We start from the raw sequence: 19127 nt of genomic DNA, 5'->3' as shown, positions 1-19127 counted from the left end.
TAAAAAAGGAAGCCGAAGCTTCCTTTTTTAACAAAAATAATAGTTTACTTATATTTGCGCATCACTAACGTTGCGTTAGTGCCACCAAAACCAAAGCTGTTGCTCATGACAGTGTTTAGCTCTGCATCGCGGTATTCACGCACGATTGGCATGTCCTTCGCAGCTTCATCTAAGTTATCGATGTTGATGCTTGGGGCAATAAAGCTGTTTTCCATCATGATTAAGCTGTAAATCGCTTCATGTACGCCTGCGGCGCCTAATGCATGACCCGTCATAGACTTAGTCGATGCAATCGGTGGACACTTGTCTTTAAAGACTTCACGTAGTGCTTCTAATTCACGCACGTCACCTACTGGAGTAGATGTACCGTGGGTGTTGATATAGTCAATTGGTGTGTCCACATCGGCCAGTGCCATTTGCATACAACGCACCGCACCTTCGCCAGACGGAGCCACCATATCGTAACCGTCTGATGATGCACCATAACCAATCACTTCAGCATAAATCTTCGCGCCACGAGCCAGAGCGTGCTCTAACTCTTCAACGATTAAGATACCGCCACCGCCAGAGATAACGAAACCATCACGGTCAGCATCATAGGTGCGAGAGGCTTTTTCTGGAGTGGCATTGTATTTAGTCGATAGCGCGCCCATCGCATCAAAGCCCATGGTCAGTGTCCAATCCACTTCTTCCGAACCGCCCGCAAACACCATATCTTGCTTACCCATTTGGATAAGTTCAACGGCGTGACCGATACAGTGAGCACTGGTCGCACAGGCTGAACTGATTGAGTAGTTCATACCTTTAATTTTGAAGGGTGTCGCTAAACAAGCGCTGGCCGTGCTCGACATAATGCGTGGCACGATATAAGGACCCACGCGTTTTACGCCTTTTTCGCGTAGAATATCAGCCGCTTGCACTTGGTTAGAAGACGAAGCGCCGCCTGTACCCACAATCAACCCTACGCGAGGATCTGAATATTGCTCTTCAGTTAACTGAGCATCCTTAATGGCTTCTTGCATTGCAATGTAAGCATATGCCGCAGCATCGCCCATAAAACGCAGCGCTTTACGGTCAATCAGCTCTGAAGGATCTAATTTGATATTGCCCCATACATGACTGCGTAGTTGCATTTCTTCAAACTGAGCGGAATGTGTAATACCACTACGGCCCGCTTTAAGTGACTCAGTCACTTCTTGCTTGTTATTACCGATACTTGAAACAACACCCATTCCGGTGATCACGACTCTTTTCATTTTATTGCTATCCATTGTGTACATGTCAGTACCTACTTTTTGCTGAGCCAATAGTATCTGTTTTGCTTCAATTAAGTGGTCAGCTTTCCATAAAGGCGGGTAAAATAATGCCTAATATGAGACCGAGAGTATATTTCTTTGACTGCTAAGCCCCAAAAATCTTACCAATTTAAGCGTGATTACCCGCAACTAATCAACCTTTATCCCCCATGCGCATTGACTACTGCACAGTCTCTGGACAATTTTACTCTCCTTCAACTCTCTCGCTTACCGACGCAATCAACTCAGCTCATTCAGGGCTTGCACGTCATGGGGCAATGGGGATTAGGCGATGGACTCGAGCTACTCTCTTTACTGCATCACTGGCAAACGCATACTCAACCTCAAGGCAAAACGCGTCTGTTAGTCAAAGTGTTTGAGCCCAATCCCATTAACGATTACGAACTTAAATTACTTTGGGATCAATCGCAAAGTTTAATTTCCAAGCCTCATTTACAACCCATTGCCAATGCCATACTTAAGGCAAAGCCTGCGCGCATTATAGGGTGCCAGAGATTAATTTTTGATGACGGCCTAATCACAGTCGATTTGCATTTTGGCGATCTGAACACAGCAGTTAGCCAACTCCCCCACAGTACTTCTCATCCCATTCAGCAATGGCTGGTTTTACCGCATTTACCTGCGCAGCTAAATGGTAAGCAGCTCTGGCAAATGGCGCGCTTGAGTGCGGATGATGCCCTACTGATTGGGCTTAATCTTAGTGAAACAGCGCAACACCTTGCCCACAGTTGCGGCTTTAGCACGCTTGACGTCAGCCAAGACGCTCTCAATGAAAATACCTGCGACTCACTGCGAAGCCAGATTATCAGCGACAAGATTCTGATCCATGAGCGTAAATTGCTGCGTCAACAAGCCGATACCGTTCAGGCATTTACCCCAAAACCTTCGGCACTCGCCACTAAAGAGCAGCCAATTGCCATCATAGGCGGCGGACTCGCGTCAGCACATCTGATGCTATCACTCGCCGAACGAGGCCAAAGTAGCATATTGTTTTGTAAGGATAATGAGTTAGGCCAAGGCGCATCTGGTAATCGCCAAGGGGCGATCTATCCCCTACTCACGCCAGAAAATGATGAACTTAGCCGTTTTTTCCAACAGGCGTTTCTATTCAGTCGCCGCCGAATCGAGGCGCTGAGTCTTGCATCAACGATGGGCACGAACGGAACATCTGGCGTGACACCAATTTCCCATGATTTTTGTGGTGTGCTGCAAACGGGTCATGATGAGCGCAGCCAACAACGGCTCGATAAAATCATCCAAAGCCAAGACTGGCCAGTGGAAATCGCCTACGCCGTAGATGCGAATGAAGCCAACGAAATAGCTCAAATAGGGATTGATAAGGCTGGATTTTTCTATCCTCTTGGAGGCTGGGTATGCCCATTTGAATACGCCAAGGCGTCGGTAGATAAGGCCTCTCAACTTGCCCATGTGCAGTGCCATTTCAATACCGACATCACCGAAATCAAGTGTGATACAAATGCTTGGTATCTCCACACTCAAGGCCAACGTTTTGGACCATACAGCCAACTCGTGCTCGCCAATGGCGCGCAGCTGACACAGTTTTCGGCCAGTGAACGTTTGCAGATAAGTCCGTTTCGCGGCCAAGTGAGCCACGTCCCCGCCCAATTTAAACTGAGCCAATTGGCGACCGTGTTATGCGCGAATGGTTACCTCACGCCGAGTCATCAAGGCTTGCATTGTCTTGGCGCCAGTTATGTAAAAGCGGCAGCTCACCTCGATTTTTGCCCGCAGGAGCAACGGGAAAACCTAGGCAAAATGCAAGAAAGCTACCCCAATCAAGCCTGGGTTGACGATATCGACATCAGGGGCAATAGCGCCCGAGTTGGCGTGCGCATGGTAACGCGGGATCATTTCCCGATGATGGGCTGCGCGCCCGATGTGGCTGAAATATTGGCGCGCTATGAACAGCATCAACTCAATCAGCAGCAGGCCGAACAAAGCAAGCATTATTGGCAAACAACCCCAGCTCCCATCCTCAATGGCCTTTATATCCTAGGTGGTTTAGGGTCGCGGGGGCTAAGTTCAGGGCCGTTGGCGGCCGAATGCTTAGCGGCACAATTAACCGGTGAGCCGCTGCCACTGGATTGGCCAACCTTAAATAAACTCAACCCAAATCGGATGTGGTTACGCAAATTACTAAAGGGTAAAGCACTTTAGTAAAGTGCGGCTTGAGTAAAATAGCCAATTAAAACAAAGACTGATCATTGAGTTTAATCAGGCTTGCATCTTAACGCTTTAATAATTGGCAGCCCAATACAAAAAGGATTAAGCAGTGCTTAATCCTTTTTGTATTTAGACTGAGTATTAACTATTAAGCGTTAACCCTAGAGCGAAGTACCCTGCTTAGTCGTTTTTACTCGAGTGCGATTATTATTGTCGCGACTTTGACGGATCAAGGCATCACCATCGAACTCGGTTTGAGCAGATACTTGCTCACGATGGGCTTTCGCTAATCTATCGTACAGCAGCACATTGACCGACGCAGCCAGATTCATGCAGCCTACCGTCGGCACATAAACCACGGCATCCGCCCTATCGATAATCTCTTGGCCAATGGTGCCATCCTCAGGGCCAAACACATAAAAGGCTTTCTCGGGATGCACAAACTCAGGTAAGGGTGTCGCCCCTAGGACTAAATCCACGCACACCAGCTTAGTGTCAGAGGGGAGCGCATCGAGTAAGGAGGCCACACCAGTCAATGGAATCCGCTCGGCGGCGCTCTGCGTATCGGCGTTATATTGCTGCGGCCCACGGGCGGCATATTCATAGCGTTTACCCGTGTAGAACACGGCATCGACACCATAACAACCCGAAGCGCGCATAATGCCGCCTACGTTCGTCGGGGTTTTCGGATTGACTAGACCGATATAAACCGCTTGCGGCCCCTCAGATTCAGCCATGGCATCAACCGAAGTCGTCGTGGATATACTCATTAATTAGGCCGCTAAATGACTAACAATCTTGCCATGTAATTGTGTCCAAGCCGCTTCCACTAATGCAAAATCGGCATCATTTAATTCTTGGCGCGCGAGGGCTAAACAGTCGGTCATTTTTTCAAGTAAGGCTTCTAACGTGCTCTCGCCTTCGTCTTCGAGTTGCGATAACACCACCGCCACATGGCCTTGCAGATAACCGCAGGCAAATAAGGCGTCGTCATCACCATGGCTTACGACAGACTCAATCCACTGTTCTAGTGCTTCTTCATACTGCTCTAACATCGGGTCAAACTCTCCAATAACGTATTTCGCCCAAATGGCCGCTGGCCCCTCGGTGCTTGCAATCTCCGAGGAGAATAAATCTGATTAGTCGGGGTTGGCCACCTGATACATCACATAATCATGGTAACCCGTCGTCACTTTGTAATAGCCACAAAGCTCACGATCTAATTGAGGGTCGCCACTATCCACAATTAAGGGGCGTCCTTCAAGTGCTTTTAGCTTAGTTTTTGTGGCGAGGATAATAATATTGTCCTTACCGAGGCGGCGGATCAGCTCTGGCGACAACTGCTGGTTGCCACGACCGAGAATATGCCCCTGCCCGCCAATCAAGGTAATAACCAGTTTTGCCGGCTTATCTTGAGTAAAGTCGAGCAACTGCTTGGCGGTTAAATCACTCGCCACCAAGGCTTTATCTTGAATAAGATCAACCCCCAACAGGGTGTTATCGAGCCCAAGCTCTTCCATTACAAAGGCGACCGTGCTGCCCGAGCCCATAATGTACAGCTCGTCTTCCATTTGCTGGATAACATCGGCGGCAATATCGGCAAGCACGAGCTCATCGACCTCTTTTCCGCCCATCTTTACTGCTTGTACATAACGGGGTTCAGCGGGCACTAATAGCTCACCAAAGCGTTTGGCGCGCACCGTGCCTTGGCGAAAAGCTACTTCATCGATATCCATCACATCGGCACTCATCAGGCTGACTAACTCACCCTCAAGCAACATTTTGACCACCATACCCGCAGCATGGGGCGTGATGCCGTAAACACCTGAATGGATTTTTACTCCAGCAGGAACACCAAGCACGGGTAATTTATCGTCGATAACGGCTTGTTCAAACACGCTATACACATCACGCGCCGTGCCATCGCCCCCCGCAAACAGTAATAAATCCAACGGTTCGTTCAGCAAGGTACGCACTACGGCTTGCGTGTCGACGGCTTGGGTTTTATCCGGAGTTTGATACACCACACGGGTGTTAAAACCTAAGGCGTTGGCGGCATCCTCCCCCATCACACCTGAGGCGGTAATGATTTCGATATCTTTGGCAAAAGGGGCAATCACTTCTAAGGCTTGCATCATACGCTTTATCGCCTTGGGCTCGGCGCCTAAGGCAAGGGCTTCTTCTGCCACGCCATCGCTGCCCTTAAGACCCACACTGCCACCTAAACCCGCCAGTGGATTGATGACTAAGCCTAAACGAAACCGGATCACCTTAACCTCTCTTGTTCATTATTCTAGTTTTTACAATGAGTTACTTTCAAAATCAATATAAGCTTATGCAGCAACCGCTTGCGCCCTATCCTTAGGGATCAAAAATACCGCTAACATGGCCGCAAAGGCACAGGCCGCCGCAAATACCCAAGACCATACAGCGCCGCTACCATCACCCCAGATATAACCGCAAATCCAAGTGCCGAGTGCGCCGCCAACCCCAAAGCTTAAGCTGGCATACAGGGCTTGCCCTTGGCTGCGATGACTGGCATCAAAATTTCGATGCACAAATTGAATCGAGGCCGCATGGGTCAAGCCGAAGGTGAACGCATGCAGCACTTGGCTTAAGCCCAGCAATAACATGCTCTCTACGCCAAAGGCGACCAACAACCAGCGCACGGCGGTCATGGCAATACTGACGACAAGCAAGGTATTGACGCCATAACGTCCAAGCAAGCGAGGCGCAAACATAAACATCACGATTTCGGCCATTGCACCGAGGGCGACAAAAATCCCCGCGGCCGCTTCGGTATAACCCGCCTGCTTAAGATAGAGCACAAAGAAACCGTAAAAAGGCCCTGCGCTCATCTGTAATAACATCGCCGACACCATGAACCACAGAATGGGTTTAGTCCATTTAAGTGGCTGGCGCTCTTGTCCTTGTGGGCGCATAGCCCGATTGGCTGGCAATGGCAAGGCACACACCAGCATCCCTGTAAACAAAACTAAACCAATATAGGGCAACACCTCGGTGCCCCATTGACCAATGGCAAAACCGGCGCCGACCACTAAGCAGATATAGCCAATGCTGCCAAAGCTGCGGATTTGTCCATAGCGGCTGGCATTTTCACCTAAGGTTTCGAGGGTGATCACCTCAAGCTGCGCCAAAATCGCGTTCCAGAAGAAGGTATACAGCGCAAGGCTGAGCGCCATATACACAAAACCACCGTGGTAGAAAAAGCTTAAATACGCCAGCATCGCCGCGCCCGCGCCCATCTTAACCAATTCAGAGCGCATGCCTGTGCGATCGGCCACCTTCGCCCACACATTGGGAGCCACGATACGGGTCGCCATTAAAATCGCGAGCAAAAAACCGATTTCTTGAGGGTTAAATCCCCGGTTTTCGAAGAAGACCCCAAGGTAAGGGATCATAGTGCCGAGAATTGAAAAGAAGAAAAAATAACAGGCACATAGCCAGCGTAACTGCTGGCTTGTGCTAGAGATTGTAGGCATTAACGCATTCCATTTATTACACAGCCGCTATGCATCTTTATTCCATGCAGACTGTCTCATTCATCGCGCCTATCTCATGCCGAGAATCGGTGTATGACTGCGAACATCCTGATTTTGAGCTCTGTGTCTTAACAGATGATCCATCAACACAATCGCCAGCATAGCTTCGGCGATCGGTACCGCGCGGATCCCGACACAGGGGTCGTGACGACCTTTAGTCACCACTTCTGCCATTTCACCTTGGGCCGTCATGCTTTGACCCGGCACACTGATACTCGAGGTTGGTTTTAATGCGATATGAGCAATAATCGGTTGACCCGATGAGATGCCGCCGAGGATGCCGCCCGCATGATTAGATTCAAAACCCTGCGGCGACATTAAATCGCGCCCTTCTGAGCCCTTTTGCGTCACAACCCCAAAACCATCACCAATTTCCACGCCTTTTACCGCGTTTATGCCCATTAAGGCATGGGCGATGTCGGCATCGAGCCTATCGAACACAGGCTCACCCAGTCCAACAGGCACGCCCGTCGCCACCACCGAAATTTTTGCACCAATGGAATCACCGGATTTTTTCAGCTCGCGCATATACTCATCCAGCGCCTCGAGCTTAGTCGCATCGGGGAAGAAAAAGGCGTTCTGCTCGATTTGACTAAAATCGAGGGTCTCGGCACTAATCGGTCCAAGTTGCGACATATAGCCTTGGATATTAATCCCATGCACTTGCTTTAAATACTTTTTCGCCACAGCGCCTGCAGCAACCCGCATAGCGGTTTCGCGTGCCGATGAACGGCCGCCACCACGGTAATCACGCAGGCCATACTTTTGCTGATAGGTGTAATCGGCATGTCCTGGACGGAATAAATCTTTGATATTGGAATAATCTTGGCTGCGCTGATCGGTGTTTTCGATCAAAAGCCCAATGGAGGTGCCCGTGGTTTTGCCCTCAAACACACCGGATAAGATCCGTACTTCATCAGGCTCACGACGCGCGGTGGTATAACGGGATGTGCCAGGACGACGGCGGTCTAAATCATGCTGCATATCGGCTTCGGTGAGTTCGAGCCCTGGTGGGCAACCATCAATAATACAACCGAGCGCCACACCGTGACTTTCACCAAAGGTAGTCACCACAAAATTTTGACCAATACTGTTTCCAGACATCCGCTTTTTACACCTTAAATGATTTGCTTATCGCTCCGCGCCCAGCAATGGCTGGACAATTCTTTTTCCCGCTGCAAGCCTAACTGGCAGCGGGAAAAGACTCAACCTAATTTATTATTGCGCGTCGCGATAAATAGCAAAAAGCGATTGATGTTCGACCAGTTGGTCGCGCGTCAACACAAACACACCGTCACCGCCGTGTTCAAAGTTAACCCAGGTAAACGGCACTTCAGGGAATTGCTCCATCAGATGCACCATAGAGTTACCCACCTCAACCACTAAAATCCCTGTTGGTGTCAGGTATTGAGCCGCATTCGCTAAAATGCGTTTGGTTAAGTCAAGGCCATCACGACCGGAAGCTAACCCAATGGCTGGCTCATGGTGATATTCATCTGGCATATCGCCGATGTCTTCTTCATCAACATAAGGCGGATTAGAAACAATCAAATCGTATTGTGGACCTTCAGGAATGGCTGAAAACAGATCCGATTGCATCGGGAAAACTCTGTCCATCACCCCTAAGGTTTCAACGTTGATTTGCGCCACATCGAGGGCATCTTCGCTGATATCGAGCGCATCGACCTCTGCTTCATCAAATTCGTAGGCACAGGCAATCGCAATACAGCCACTGCCAGTGCATAAATCTAAAATACGATTAACGGGTTTGCCATATAACCAAGGACCAAAGCGATTGGCAATCATCTCGGCGATAGGTGAACGAGGTACCAATACGCGCTCATCCACATAGAATTCAAGCCCTGCAAAGCGCGCTTTATTGGTTAAATAAGGCACAGGCAAACGCTCACGTACGCGGCGAATGATCAGCTCAACGATTTTGTGTTTTTCACTGCTGGTTAAGTTACTTAAAATCACTTGTTGACCGATTTCTTCGGGCAAGTGCAGCGCATGAAACACTAATGCGATGGCCTCATCCCACGCGTTATCCGTCCCGTGGCCATAGTACACATTGGCATCATTAAAGCGGCTCACCGCCCAACGCAACATGTCACCTATGGTGCGTAACTCTGTCACAGCTTCATCTACAAAGATCTTATCCAAAACGCTCTCCCGCTTGTGTGTTCGTAAACATTGTAACTGAACTCTGTTCAGAAACCATAGGATTCAATAGAATACCCGCCATGAATAAAGACGATGATAAAGAAGGCATGGCGATGTTTTCGGCGCTGATCGAGGGGATAAAACCTATCGACCAAGATAAGCGGCATTTTCGCACGCCCCTAAAAACCAAACAGGAAATAGAACTGAAAGAGCAGCAACTGCATGCTGACAGTTATTTCTCAGATACTTATCAACCTCTGCTGCCCGTTCAGGGGCCAATGCGTTGGCTCGACGAGGGTGTCGACAGTCTCGAGCTTAAACGCTTAAGACGAGGTGATTACCAACCGGATTTATTGCTGGACTTACACGGTTACCGCCAATCCGAGGCTAAACTCGAACTCGCGGCGCTGATCCAAGCCTGCGTAAAACAGCAAAGCCAATGTTGTTGTGTGATGCACGGTTACGGCACTGGCATACTAAAACAGCAGGTGCCTATGTGGTTGGTGCAACATCCTATGGTAAAAGCCTTTCATCAGGCCCCCAAAGAATGGGGTGGCGATGCGGCGCTGCTAGTACTTATCGATATTGGCGACCAGCCGCATCGACGTTAATGGACGAATTAATCCTCTAAAAACAAAGGGCCCACTGATGTGAGCCCTTTGTTTTATCGAAGAAATTAACTAATGCTGTGGGGCGCATGCTGCCAAACAATGCAGGCCTGCTCGGCATGTTTATCTATCAGAGTAATTCCTGAGGTGGCAAATAAGGGCGGCTCAACACCTGCGACTAACTCACTAACCAAATAGCCTAAGAGCGGCATATGGGAAATCACCAGCACTTTATCGGCCTTATACAACTCGGCATAGGCAACAATTAAGGCGGCCACATTGGCGGGATCGCCTGAAGGCACTAAATCATCCACGACCAGCCATTTGCGTGGTTCGGGGAAATGCTGACTCAATTCTTGCCACGTTTGCTGCGCACGTAAATAAGGGCTGACCAAAACAAGATCAAAATCGCTGACACTTCGGGCTAACCAGTTACTCATTAAGACAGTATGGTGTCTTCCTAAATCGGTAAGCGTTCTGTCCCTATCCGACTGAGCATTAAATCCAGCGTCACCATGTCGCATCAAAAATAGCTGCATACTTCTCTCGCTACCCACACTTGTTTTTGTTTTATCCCAATTGTAGCCCTAAAATGGATTTCAACAAACCTTGTAAGGGTTAATCTTTAGTCGATAAACACAAGAGATATTTGCCAAAAACCATTAAGACTATCAATATATAACAAGCCATCGTTACCGGAGTGTCTCTTTGCAAGCCTCTCAGTCTATTTACAAAAGTCCAAACGATCATCGTCAGTACCGTTATCTCGTGTTAGATAATGCCCTGCGGGTATTATTGGTCGAAGATTTGGACGCCAGCCAAGCCGCCGCTTCCATGGCGGTGGCCGTAGGACATTTTGATGATCCTGTGGATAGACCCGGTATGGCGCATTTTTTAGAGCATATGCTCTTTTTAGGCACGGAAAAATTCCCCGACTCCGGCGAGTATCATGCCTTTATCAATCAGCATGGCGGCAGTAACAATGCTTGGACCGGCACAGAGCACACCAATTTCTTTTTTACGATCAACGCCGACGTATTTGCCGACTCCCTAGACAGATTTAGCCAATTCTTTATCGCCCCCAAATTTGACCTCGACCTAGTCGATAGGGAGCGCCAAGCGATTGAATCTGAATTTAGTTTAAAGCTGAAGGACGATATCCGCCGCACCTATCAAGTGCTTAAAGAAACCGTCAATCAACAGCATCCGTTTTCAAAGTTTTCCGTGGGCAATTTAGTCACGCTAGGCGGAGAACAGGCGCAGGTCAGAAGCGAGCTATTAGCATTTTATCAAAGCCATTACAGCGCCAATTTAATGACGCTCTGTTTAGTCGCACCTATGCCGTTAGATGAGCTTCAGGCGCTTGCAGTGCAATATTTCAGTACAATCAGAAACTTAAACTTAGTCAAACAGTATCCCGATGTACCGCTGTTTTCTGAAAACGAACTGCTTAAGCAAATCAATATTGTCCCCTTAAAGGAACAAAAGCGTTTAAGTATCAGTTTTAACTTTCCTGGCATCGATCACTACTACAAACGTAAACCACTCACCTACATTAGCCATATTCTCGGTAATGAGAGTAAAGGCAGCCTGTTGTCGTATCTTAAAGAACAAGGTTTAGTGAATAATTTATCGGCAGGTGGCGGTGTCAATGGCTATAACTTCAAGGACTATTGCATTGGCCTACAGCTCACAGATAAAGGCATGAGCAATATTGAAGACATTGTTTGCAGCTGTTTTGAGTATATTGAGTTAATCAAAACTCAAGGCCTTGAAGACTGGCGCTATTTGGAGCGAGCAAATCTGCTAAAAATGGCATTTCGCTATCAAGAACACGTTAAATCCCTCGATTTGGCCAGCCACTTAAGCATCAATATGCACCACTATGAAGTGGAAGATCTGCTCTTTGGTGATTATCGTATGGATGGTTTAGACGTGCCCGAAACACTCGAGTTATTGGCACTAATGACACCGCAAAACATGCGGTTGCAACTTATTGCACAGTCCGTTAAGAACGACCGTAAAGCTAACTGGTATCACACGCCATACCAAATTTTGCCGATAAAGCCTGAGTCCCTCGCCCGTTGGCAAGTCACTCAGATTCGTCCAGAACTCCAGTTACCCACAGCGAATCCCTTCATTGTGGCTGATTCTATTGCTCGTCCCGATAAAAGCGAAGTCGCAGTCCCTGTTATCGTTGCGGAATCCACGGGATACCGGATTTGGCATAAAAAAGACGATGAATTTAATGTCCCTAAAGGGCATATGTATTTATCACTCGACTCTGAGCAAGCAAGTAAAACCCCCAAACATGCCGCTCTCACCCGCTTGTATGTCGAGATGTTACTGGATTATCTAACCGAGCCTACTTATCAAGCTGAAGTCGCAGGATTAAGCTACAACATCTATCCACACCAAGGGGGCATAACGCTACATTTATCCGGTTTTACCGGTAATCAAGAGACGCTGTTAGCTTTGCTTATCCATAAAGCAAGAGAACGTAATTTCACCGAAGAACGGTTTGCCTTAATCAAGTCTCAGCTGTTACGTAGTTGGCAAAATTTAGCTCAAGCTAAGCCGATTTCACAACTGTTCACCAGCCTGACAGCAACATTACAGAAGCGCAGTTACGAACCAGCCAGAATGGCCCAAGCACTTGAAAATATAACCTTAAATGATCTACATAACCATGTAAGGGCATTTTACGAAAAAATTTATCTAGAAGGATTAATTTACGGCGATTGGTTAGTCTCAGAGGCGCAGGCACTCGGCAAACGTCTGGAGCATATCTTGTCCCTCGTCTCTAGCCCTAGCGCAGAATCCACCCGTGAATTAATTAATTTAACCGGACAAGGCACCCTTTTAAGAGAACTGGCGATAGATCATCAAGACAGCGCCATTATCGTCTATTACCAATCAGCAAGGGCAACGCCAGAAAAAATGGCACTGTTTAGCTTACTAAATCACGCGATGTCCTCAACCTTCTTCCATGAACTGCGTACTGAAAAACAATTAGGCTACATGGTTGGCACAGGTTACCTTCCGCTGAATCGCCATCCTGGACTCATTTTCTATATTCAATCACCCACAACGGGTCCACTGCATTTACTGGAAGCAATCGACGAGTTTATCGCGGACTTTAACTATGCAGTTATGCAAATAACGAATGAAGAATGGGAAAGCACAAAACAAGGACTCATCAACCAGGTAATGGAACATGATGCCAATCTTAAAACTCGTGGCCAACGTTATTGGGTGAGTGTAGGTAATCGAGATTATCAGTTCAATCAACGGGAACTGGTTGTGGCTGAAATCAGCAAGCTCACCCGCCCCGATTTAATCAAGTTTATGATGCAAAAAATGCGCACGAAGCATAGTGATCGCTTAGTGCTTTTTAGTACCGGTTCTGAGCATGTATCTCAATCAGCCCTCAAATCTGACAATATGATTACCGATCTAAAACTGTTCAAACAAAACGCTGAAAAGTTCAATTTTTAACCTAAAAAAAGCTGCTAGATCATTAATCCAGCATTTACTGTAAACAAACAAAACCGCTGCATTCATGCATTTGTGCAGTAGTATCTCTGGTCTTTGTAGTAAAAATTAATGTAAAACATGGTCAATCCATCCCTCAGATCAAATGCTGCACACTATCTAACGCCATCTGTCTGCAATTTAAAGGAATTTTTACATTATCACTTTTGACAAAAGCTTCTATTTCTGGAAAAGTGATGTAACACAATTGTTTCATGGCATCCTCGGACAATACTAAGAACAACACTATGCCAAAAGCACTCTTACAAATAATTATCCTTCATTGCTTGTTTTTAAGTACTTTGATTCTATCTTTCTATACTTCAGCATTTTCTAGTGAGGCCTCCCCTCAAGTGATTTTACAGTCACAGTCATTCGGAGTGGCACAAGGCCTTTCGCAAGGCACTGTAACCTCAATAGTTCAAGATAATGATGGTTATCTCTGGATTGGTACATTTAACGGCCTTAACAGATTTGATGGAAGAAACTTCAAAAATTTTTATGCTGATGAAACAAGTTCCGGATTACCTAGTTCATTTATTCGAAGTTTACAATTAGATAAGAATGGTAAACTTTACGTAGGTACAGATAAAGGTTTGGCAGTATATGATAAAAGTAAAGATTCATTCATAACATACGGCCCTCCATTTGAAAATAAGCCTATTTGGAGTATAAACACCACTTTAGATAGCCTAATCATTGGTACCGACAACTCAATAATAGAAATTAATGGGAATAATAGTTTTAAAATATTTTCACCAAAAGGAATTGGTGAAATAAAAAAAATAATAAAGAGTGGTGATAGTTATGTATTTAAAGACTACTCAGGAAAGTTGTTTGAATTAAATAAAAACAAACTAAAACTTATTAAAGAAAATATTATAGATATTGAACAAAAAAATGCAGACACTATTATACTATCCTCAGAAGATGGTCTTTTTGAATTTAATGGAAATATTATAAAAAAAATAGACAATCGCCCATTCTCACAACTAGGAAAAAACCATCAAAATATATACGGAATTTCAGAAAACTCTATAGTTGACATTACTTCAACAAAAAAAATAGGTTTGATACCAGCATTCGCTCCAGACAAAAACACTTATTTTTATATAAATAAAAGCTACTTTACATTTGGCAGTATTGACCAAGGTTTTTCGATTATAAAAAAGCAAAACAATCTAGTAAAGCAAACTACTCTTGTTAACAACAGCATTTGGCATTTAACTAAAAATGAAAATGGTTTTCTCGTTTCATCGGATTCAGAATATATAACTCTTTTTGATGAAAACTTCCAGAAAAAAAAGGACTTCAATACACATACCGTAGGATATAAATATGCAGTATTGATCGGGAATAACCTTTTTTACGGAACGAGGCATGGTTTGTTTTTACAAAATAATGAATCAGTTACTATGCTTAGTTCAGAAACTATCTCATCATTATCCCAAAGTGATGATGGTTCGCTTTTATCTGCGGGCACACCTAATGGAAAGATATTAATAATAAAAAACTCTAGTATAATAAAAACCATTGACACAAAAAGAAACGAGCCAATTTTTGATATAGAAATAATATCTGAAAATTTACTTTACGTTGCAAGTCAAGGTGGTTTAAGAAAATATGAAAATAGCAATGAGACTATAATTAGCGAACAATTAACCTATAGTATTGAAAAAGATAAAAATAATATTTTATTTGGTACATCCACAGCACTAATGCGTTATAACCCATTAACTGAAAAAAATGAAAAAATACTTTCTAACAATAAAGAAATATATTCAATTGTGAATGATGCTGATTTCATCACACTATCTTCACTAGGTGAGGTAATTGTTTACAACAAGAATAACCAGACTTCATACACGTTGAATACATCAAATGGAAGTCAATATGAGTATAACTCACCCAGCGCAATAAGAATTAATAATGTTATTCTATTAGCAGGTGTAAATGGGATAAGTATTGTATCTCCAGAAGAAGTTACACATTATATAAAAAACCAAAAAATAAGCAAAGCTGAGATAATAAATTTTTCAGTTTTCAATATAGCACAAGAAAAAAATGGAAAGTACTTAAAACAACCAATTGATGTAACAAGTGAAATAACACTTAAATATTCCGAATATCCTTTTTCATTTGACTTCTTAACACCAATGTCAGATGAGTTCTCTACAAACTATTATTATAGAATGCAGGGACTGTCGGATACATGGATTTATTCTAATGGAAATAACTCTGCAACTTATACTAACTTATCTCCTGGGAAATACGTTTTTCAAGTTTATGCTATAAACAAGCTTTCTGGAGAAAAGTCACCTGAAAAAGAAGTGAATATAATAATAACGCCACCTTGGTGGTCTTCAACTCAAGCTAAAATATTTTACTTTATTATTCTAATTTTTATCACCCTATTCATCTTTAAAGCTATACTAAGAAAAAGAGAAGTCCAGCGACAAATAGCTTTAAGTGAGGAGCGCCTAAAGCTGTCTCTCTGGGGAAGTGGCGATGAAATGTGGGACTGGGATATAGAAACGGGTAATATTTTCCGCTCGAATATTTGGGGTGCATTAGAGTTTCCAAGGGATGGCCACCGTTCAGGTAATAATGATGAAGAAAGTAACATTCACCCCATGGATCAGGAACGCGTCAGAGAAGCACTGAATAAACATTTCTATGGTGAGACAGATCACTTTGAAGCGGCATATAGAGTTAAGGGCAAAGATGATAGCTGGATCTGGATTTTAGATAGGGCCAAAATTGTAGAAAGAGATGATAAAGATAATGCCCTTCGAATGACAGGTACTATTAAAAATATCAGTCAATTTAAACAAAAAGAAGAACAATTAAAACTGTTCGAAAAAGCCATCGAAAATATTTCAGAAGGCATGTTTATTCTCGACAGCGAGTATCGTTTTGTCGAGGTCAACGAAGCATGTTGTAGAATTTCACAGCGAAATAGAGCTGATTTTATTGGTAATTTGCTTACCTTTGAATTATATCCAGAGTCCTTCTCAAATCAGATCCGCAGTATGCTGAAGCAGCAAGGTCGATGGGCGAGTGAAGTCGAAGCTAGTCGTGGTGATAAAAGCCATTTCCATATGGAGCTCACCATAGACGCGATTTACGATGAGTCGGGCGAACTATCACACTATGTAGGTGTTTTCTCCGACATATCAAGACGTAAACAGCAGGAAGAAGAGCTTCGAAAACTCACCAACAATGATTTACTGACTGGCCTGCCAAACCGTTCAAACTTACAAGTCACATTAGGGAACTTAGTCAATAAAGAAATTAATCATGCATTAATGGTACTCGATTTAGATAATTTTAAGCGTATTAATGACTCATTAGGTCATCAAATTGGCGATCAATTACTTAAACTGGTATCTGTCAGAATAAAATCCTCCGTACCGAAAAACACGAGCATCTATCGTTTAGGTGGAGATGAATTTGCCATTGTGCTCGATAAAACCTCTGATATAAGTGCCTGCGCGGCAATTGCGGGACGAATTATTGAAGCTTTTAAAGCTGTATATGAAATAGGCAATGAGCAACTTGTTTTGGGTGCAAGTATCGGGATTGTACTTTATCCAGAGGATGAACAGAGTGAACAAGCATTACTGAGAAAGGCGGATATTGCCATGTACCATGCAAAATCGGCTGGCGGTAATTGTTACCAATTCTACTCAGAATCTCTTAACCAACATGCGATTAAGCAATTAGAAATTGAAAATCTTATCAGGGAAGGTTTAAAAGATGATTTATTTGAGGTGTATTACCAGCCTAAAGTTGATCTAAAGCATGGTCATGTTACCGGAATGGAAGCCTTAGTGAGATTAAATCATCCAATCTTAGGACTTATTCCACCGAATGATTTTATTCCTCTTGCAGAAGAAAATGGCCTCATTATTGAAATTGGTGAAATTGTACTCAGAAAAGCCTGTTTTGCCGCCCAAAAATGGCGTGAACTGGGTCTGTTTAAAGGGAGAGTCGCCGTCAATTTATCGTCACGTCAGTTTGCACTGCCCGATCTGCAACAACGAATTGAATCTATTTTACGATTAACACAATTGCCAGCAGCACATCTTGAACTCGAAATCACCGAAGGGACGGTGATTAAACAACCGGAAATGGCCATTACCGTTATGCAGCAACTGACGAAAATGGGTGTCAATCTAGCATTAGATGACTTTGGTACGGGTTATTCGTCACTTTCTTACTTAAAACGATTCCCTATCCATACGCTAAAAATCGATAAAGCCTTTGTCGATGATATTGATAAGTCAGATCGTGATTTGAAGATGGTCGATTCTATTATCACCATTGCTCATAATATGGGACTATCAGTGGTTGGAGAAGGTGTTGAACAAGCAGCACAGCTAAATATCCTACGCGCCCTAAACTGTGAAGAAATACAAGGTTATATCTTTAGCAAAGCGATTAATGAGACCGAGTTTACTCAATTGCTGCAAGATGACCGGAGTAAATTCATGCCCCACCACAACATTATTTGATCATCTAATTATCTCTCTGTCGGTAGTTTGAAACATTGGCACAACATCTGCAAATAGATGTCCAGTGTCAAAAAATAAAATATTATCAACTACCCTGAGAGATAAAACGATGAAAGGAATTCTTACCGCAGCAGCTTTACTGTCTACTATCGGCTTTGTAACAACTGCCGCAGCCATTGAAACAACTGTAACTGTAGAGAAAAGCCTCTCTCAAACTGTTGTGTCATCTGAAGCGACTAAAGAAGTTGATCAAGAAGTCGCTGGTCATCCGTATGTCAAATTCAAACCATTTGAAGTCGCTGGCCACCCGTATGTCAAATTCAAACCATTTGAAGTCGCTGGTCATCCGTATGTCAAATTCAAACCATTTGAAGTCGCTGGCCACCCGTATGTCAAATTCAAACCATTTGAAGTCGCTGGTCACCCGTATGTCAAATTCAAACCATTTGAAGTCGCTGGTCACCCGTATGTCAAATTCAAACCATTTGAAGTCGCTGGTCACCCGTATGTCAAATTCAAACCATTTGAAGTCGCTGGTCACCCATATGTGAAATTCAAACCATTTGAAGTCGCTGGTCACCCGTATGTCAAATTCAAACCATTTGAAGTCGCTGGTCACCCATATGTGAAATTCGCTAACTCAAATACTGAAATAGCGTAATTTAACTGTAAATTGAGGTCACAGAATATGATTAACTCACTAAAAAAAGCACTTGGTTTCGCAAAGCCTGTTCGTAAAAAAGTAAAATTACCAGAAGGCTTAAACCACCTTGAAGTGATCCCAGCAAAGGGTTGGTGGAATTAATTCCATCTAAATCTGAAAACATTATCGTTTAGATAGTCTAGAGCTACTCAGCTAGCGCGCGGCCTAGACCAATAAAAAAGGAGCATCAAGCTCCTTTTTTATTAGTCACATTTACGACAAATCATATCTATATTAAGCGGTTAGACTTCCGTCAGAACTCTGACACACTCTTCTTAGTGCAATACGCTTATGGGAGGAAAAGAGTGGAAATGCTAAGGGCCCTAGTATAAATCCCATTACAGCCCAATAGCTTACCGTTAACCCAGCTCTAAAAGCCGCAATCCCAAAACACCACGAACAACTCACCGACAAGGCAGCAACTATATAAAACATCAATCCCACAGCAACCTCTTTAATCGACTAAGTCCTGATATTGAAAACCCAAAATAGCAGTTTGCTATACAAATGGACTCCGAGCGAGGCTACTTATAAGCATT

Annotated in this window: 13 protein-coding genes; 5 read left to right on the top strand and 8 right to left on the bottom strand. The window is 44.3% G+C overall.

Going from position 1 to position 19127, the window contains the following annotated elements:
* Positions 1 to 44: 44 nt before the first annotated feature.
* Entirely contained in the window at positions 45 to 1256 is a 1212-nt protein-coding gene (gene fabB, locus AEA42_RS21020; protein WP_037420122.1) for a beta-ketoacyl-ACP synthase I, read from the bottom strand.
* 138 nt (positions 1257 to 1394) lie between these two features.
* Between fabB and mnmC the strand changes: the two genes are divergently transcribed.
* Entirely contained in the window at positions 1395 to 3494 is a 2100-nt protein-coding gene (gene mnmC, locus AEA42_RS21015) for an FAD-dependent 5-carboxymethylaminomethyl-2-thiouridine(34) oxidoreductase MnmC (RefSeq protein ID WP_055648754.1), read from the top strand.
* Between the two features lie 167 nt (positions 3495 to 3661).
* On the opposite strand, the gene AEA42_RS21010 is transcribed toward mnmC, so the two are convergent.
* The 6 genes from AEA42_RS21010 to prmB form a co-directional block, all read right to left on the bottom strand.
* Positions 3662 to 4270 carry an RNA methyltransferase gene (locus AEA42_RS21010; RefSeq protein ID WP_055648753.1) on the bottom strand — a complete coding sequence of 203 codons (609 nt, stop codon included), beginning with the start codon at positions 4268 to 4270 and terminating at the stop codon, positions 3662 to 3664.
* Between the two features lie 3 nt (positions 4271 to 4273).
* Entirely contained in the window at positions 4274 to 4555 is a 282-nt protein-coding gene (locus tag AEA42_RS21005) for a YfcL family protein (protein WP_011622202.1), read from the bottom strand.
* Positions 4556 to 4639: 84 nt separating this feature from the next.
* On the bottom strand, positions 4640 to 5770 hold the full coding sequence (locus AEA42_RS21000; RefSeq protein ID WP_047536568.1) for an ATP-NAD kinase family protein: 1131 nt from the start codon (positions 5768 to 5770) through the stop codon (positions 4640 to 4642).
* A gap of 63 nt (positions 5771 to 5833) precedes the next feature.
* Entirely contained in the window at positions 5834 to 7003 is a 1170-nt protein-coding gene (locus AEA42_RS20995; protein ID WP_037431454.1) for an MFS transporter, read from the bottom strand.
* Between the two features lie 69 nt (positions 7004 to 7072).
* Positions 7073 to 8167, bottom strand: a complete 1095-nt coding sequence (aroC, locus tag AEA42_RS20990; protein WP_037431452.1) for a chorismate synthase — start codon at positions 8165 to 8167, stop codon at positions 7073 to 7075.
* A 114-nt stretch (positions 8168 to 8281) separates the two neighbouring features.
* Entirely contained in the window at positions 8282 to 9226 is a 945-nt protein-coding gene (prmB, locus tag AEA42_RS20985; protein ID WP_037420141.1) for a 50S ribosomal protein L3 N(5)-glutamine methyltransferase, read from the bottom strand.
* Positions 9227 to 9306: 80 nt separating this feature from the next.
* Between prmB and smrB the strand changes: the two genes are divergently transcribed.
* Complete coding sequence (gene smrB, locus AEA42_RS20980; RefSeq protein ID WP_037431201.1) at positions 9307 to 9837, top strand: endonuclease SmrB; 531 nt, start codon at positions 9307 to 9309, stop codon at positions 9835 to 9837.
* Between the two features lie 65 nt (positions 9838 to 9902).
* Here the strand turns inward: smrB and sixA are convergent, their stop codons facing one another.
* Positions 9903 to 10373 (bottom strand): phosphohistidine phosphatase SixA, encoded by a 471-nt coding sequence (gene sixA, locus AEA42_RS20975; protein WP_011625784.1) that lies wholly within the window; start codon positions 10371 to 10373, stop codon positions 9903 to 9905.
* Between the two features lie 169 nt (positions 10374 to 10542).
* Here sixA and AEA42_RS20970 point away from each other — a divergent pair, with 169 nt between their 5' ends.
* From AEA42_RS20970 to AEA42_RS20960, 3 genes are all read left to right on the top strand, one after another.
* Positions 10543 to 13332 (top strand): insulinase family protein, encoded by a 2790-nt coding sequence (locus AEA42_RS20970; protein WP_055648752.1) that lies wholly within the window; start codon positions 10543 to 10545, stop codon positions 13330 to 13332.
* A 284-nt stretch (positions 13333 to 13616) separates the two neighbouring features.
* Positions 13617 to 17885 (top strand): EAL domain-containing protein, encoded by a 4269-nt coding sequence (locus AEA42_RS20965; protein WP_055648751.1) that lies wholly within the window; start codon positions 13617 to 13619, stop codon positions 17883 to 17885.
* Positions 17886 to 17994: 109 nt separating this feature from the next.
* Positions 17995 to 18546, top strand: a complete 552-nt coding sequence (locus AEA42_RS20960; protein WP_055648750.1) for a hypothetical protein — start codon at positions 17995 to 17997, stop codon at positions 18544 to 18546.
* Positions 18547 to 19127: the final 581 nt, after the last annotated feature.

Source organism: Shewanella sp. Sh95 (assembly GCF_001308045.1).
Classification (GTDB): Bacteria; Pseudomonadota; Gammaproteobacteria; order Enterobacterales; family Shewanellaceae; genus Shewanella; species Shewanella xiamenensis.
The sequence above is the reverse complement of the archived record's forward strand: the minus strand, read 5'-3'. Positions and strand labels throughout refer to the sequence as shown.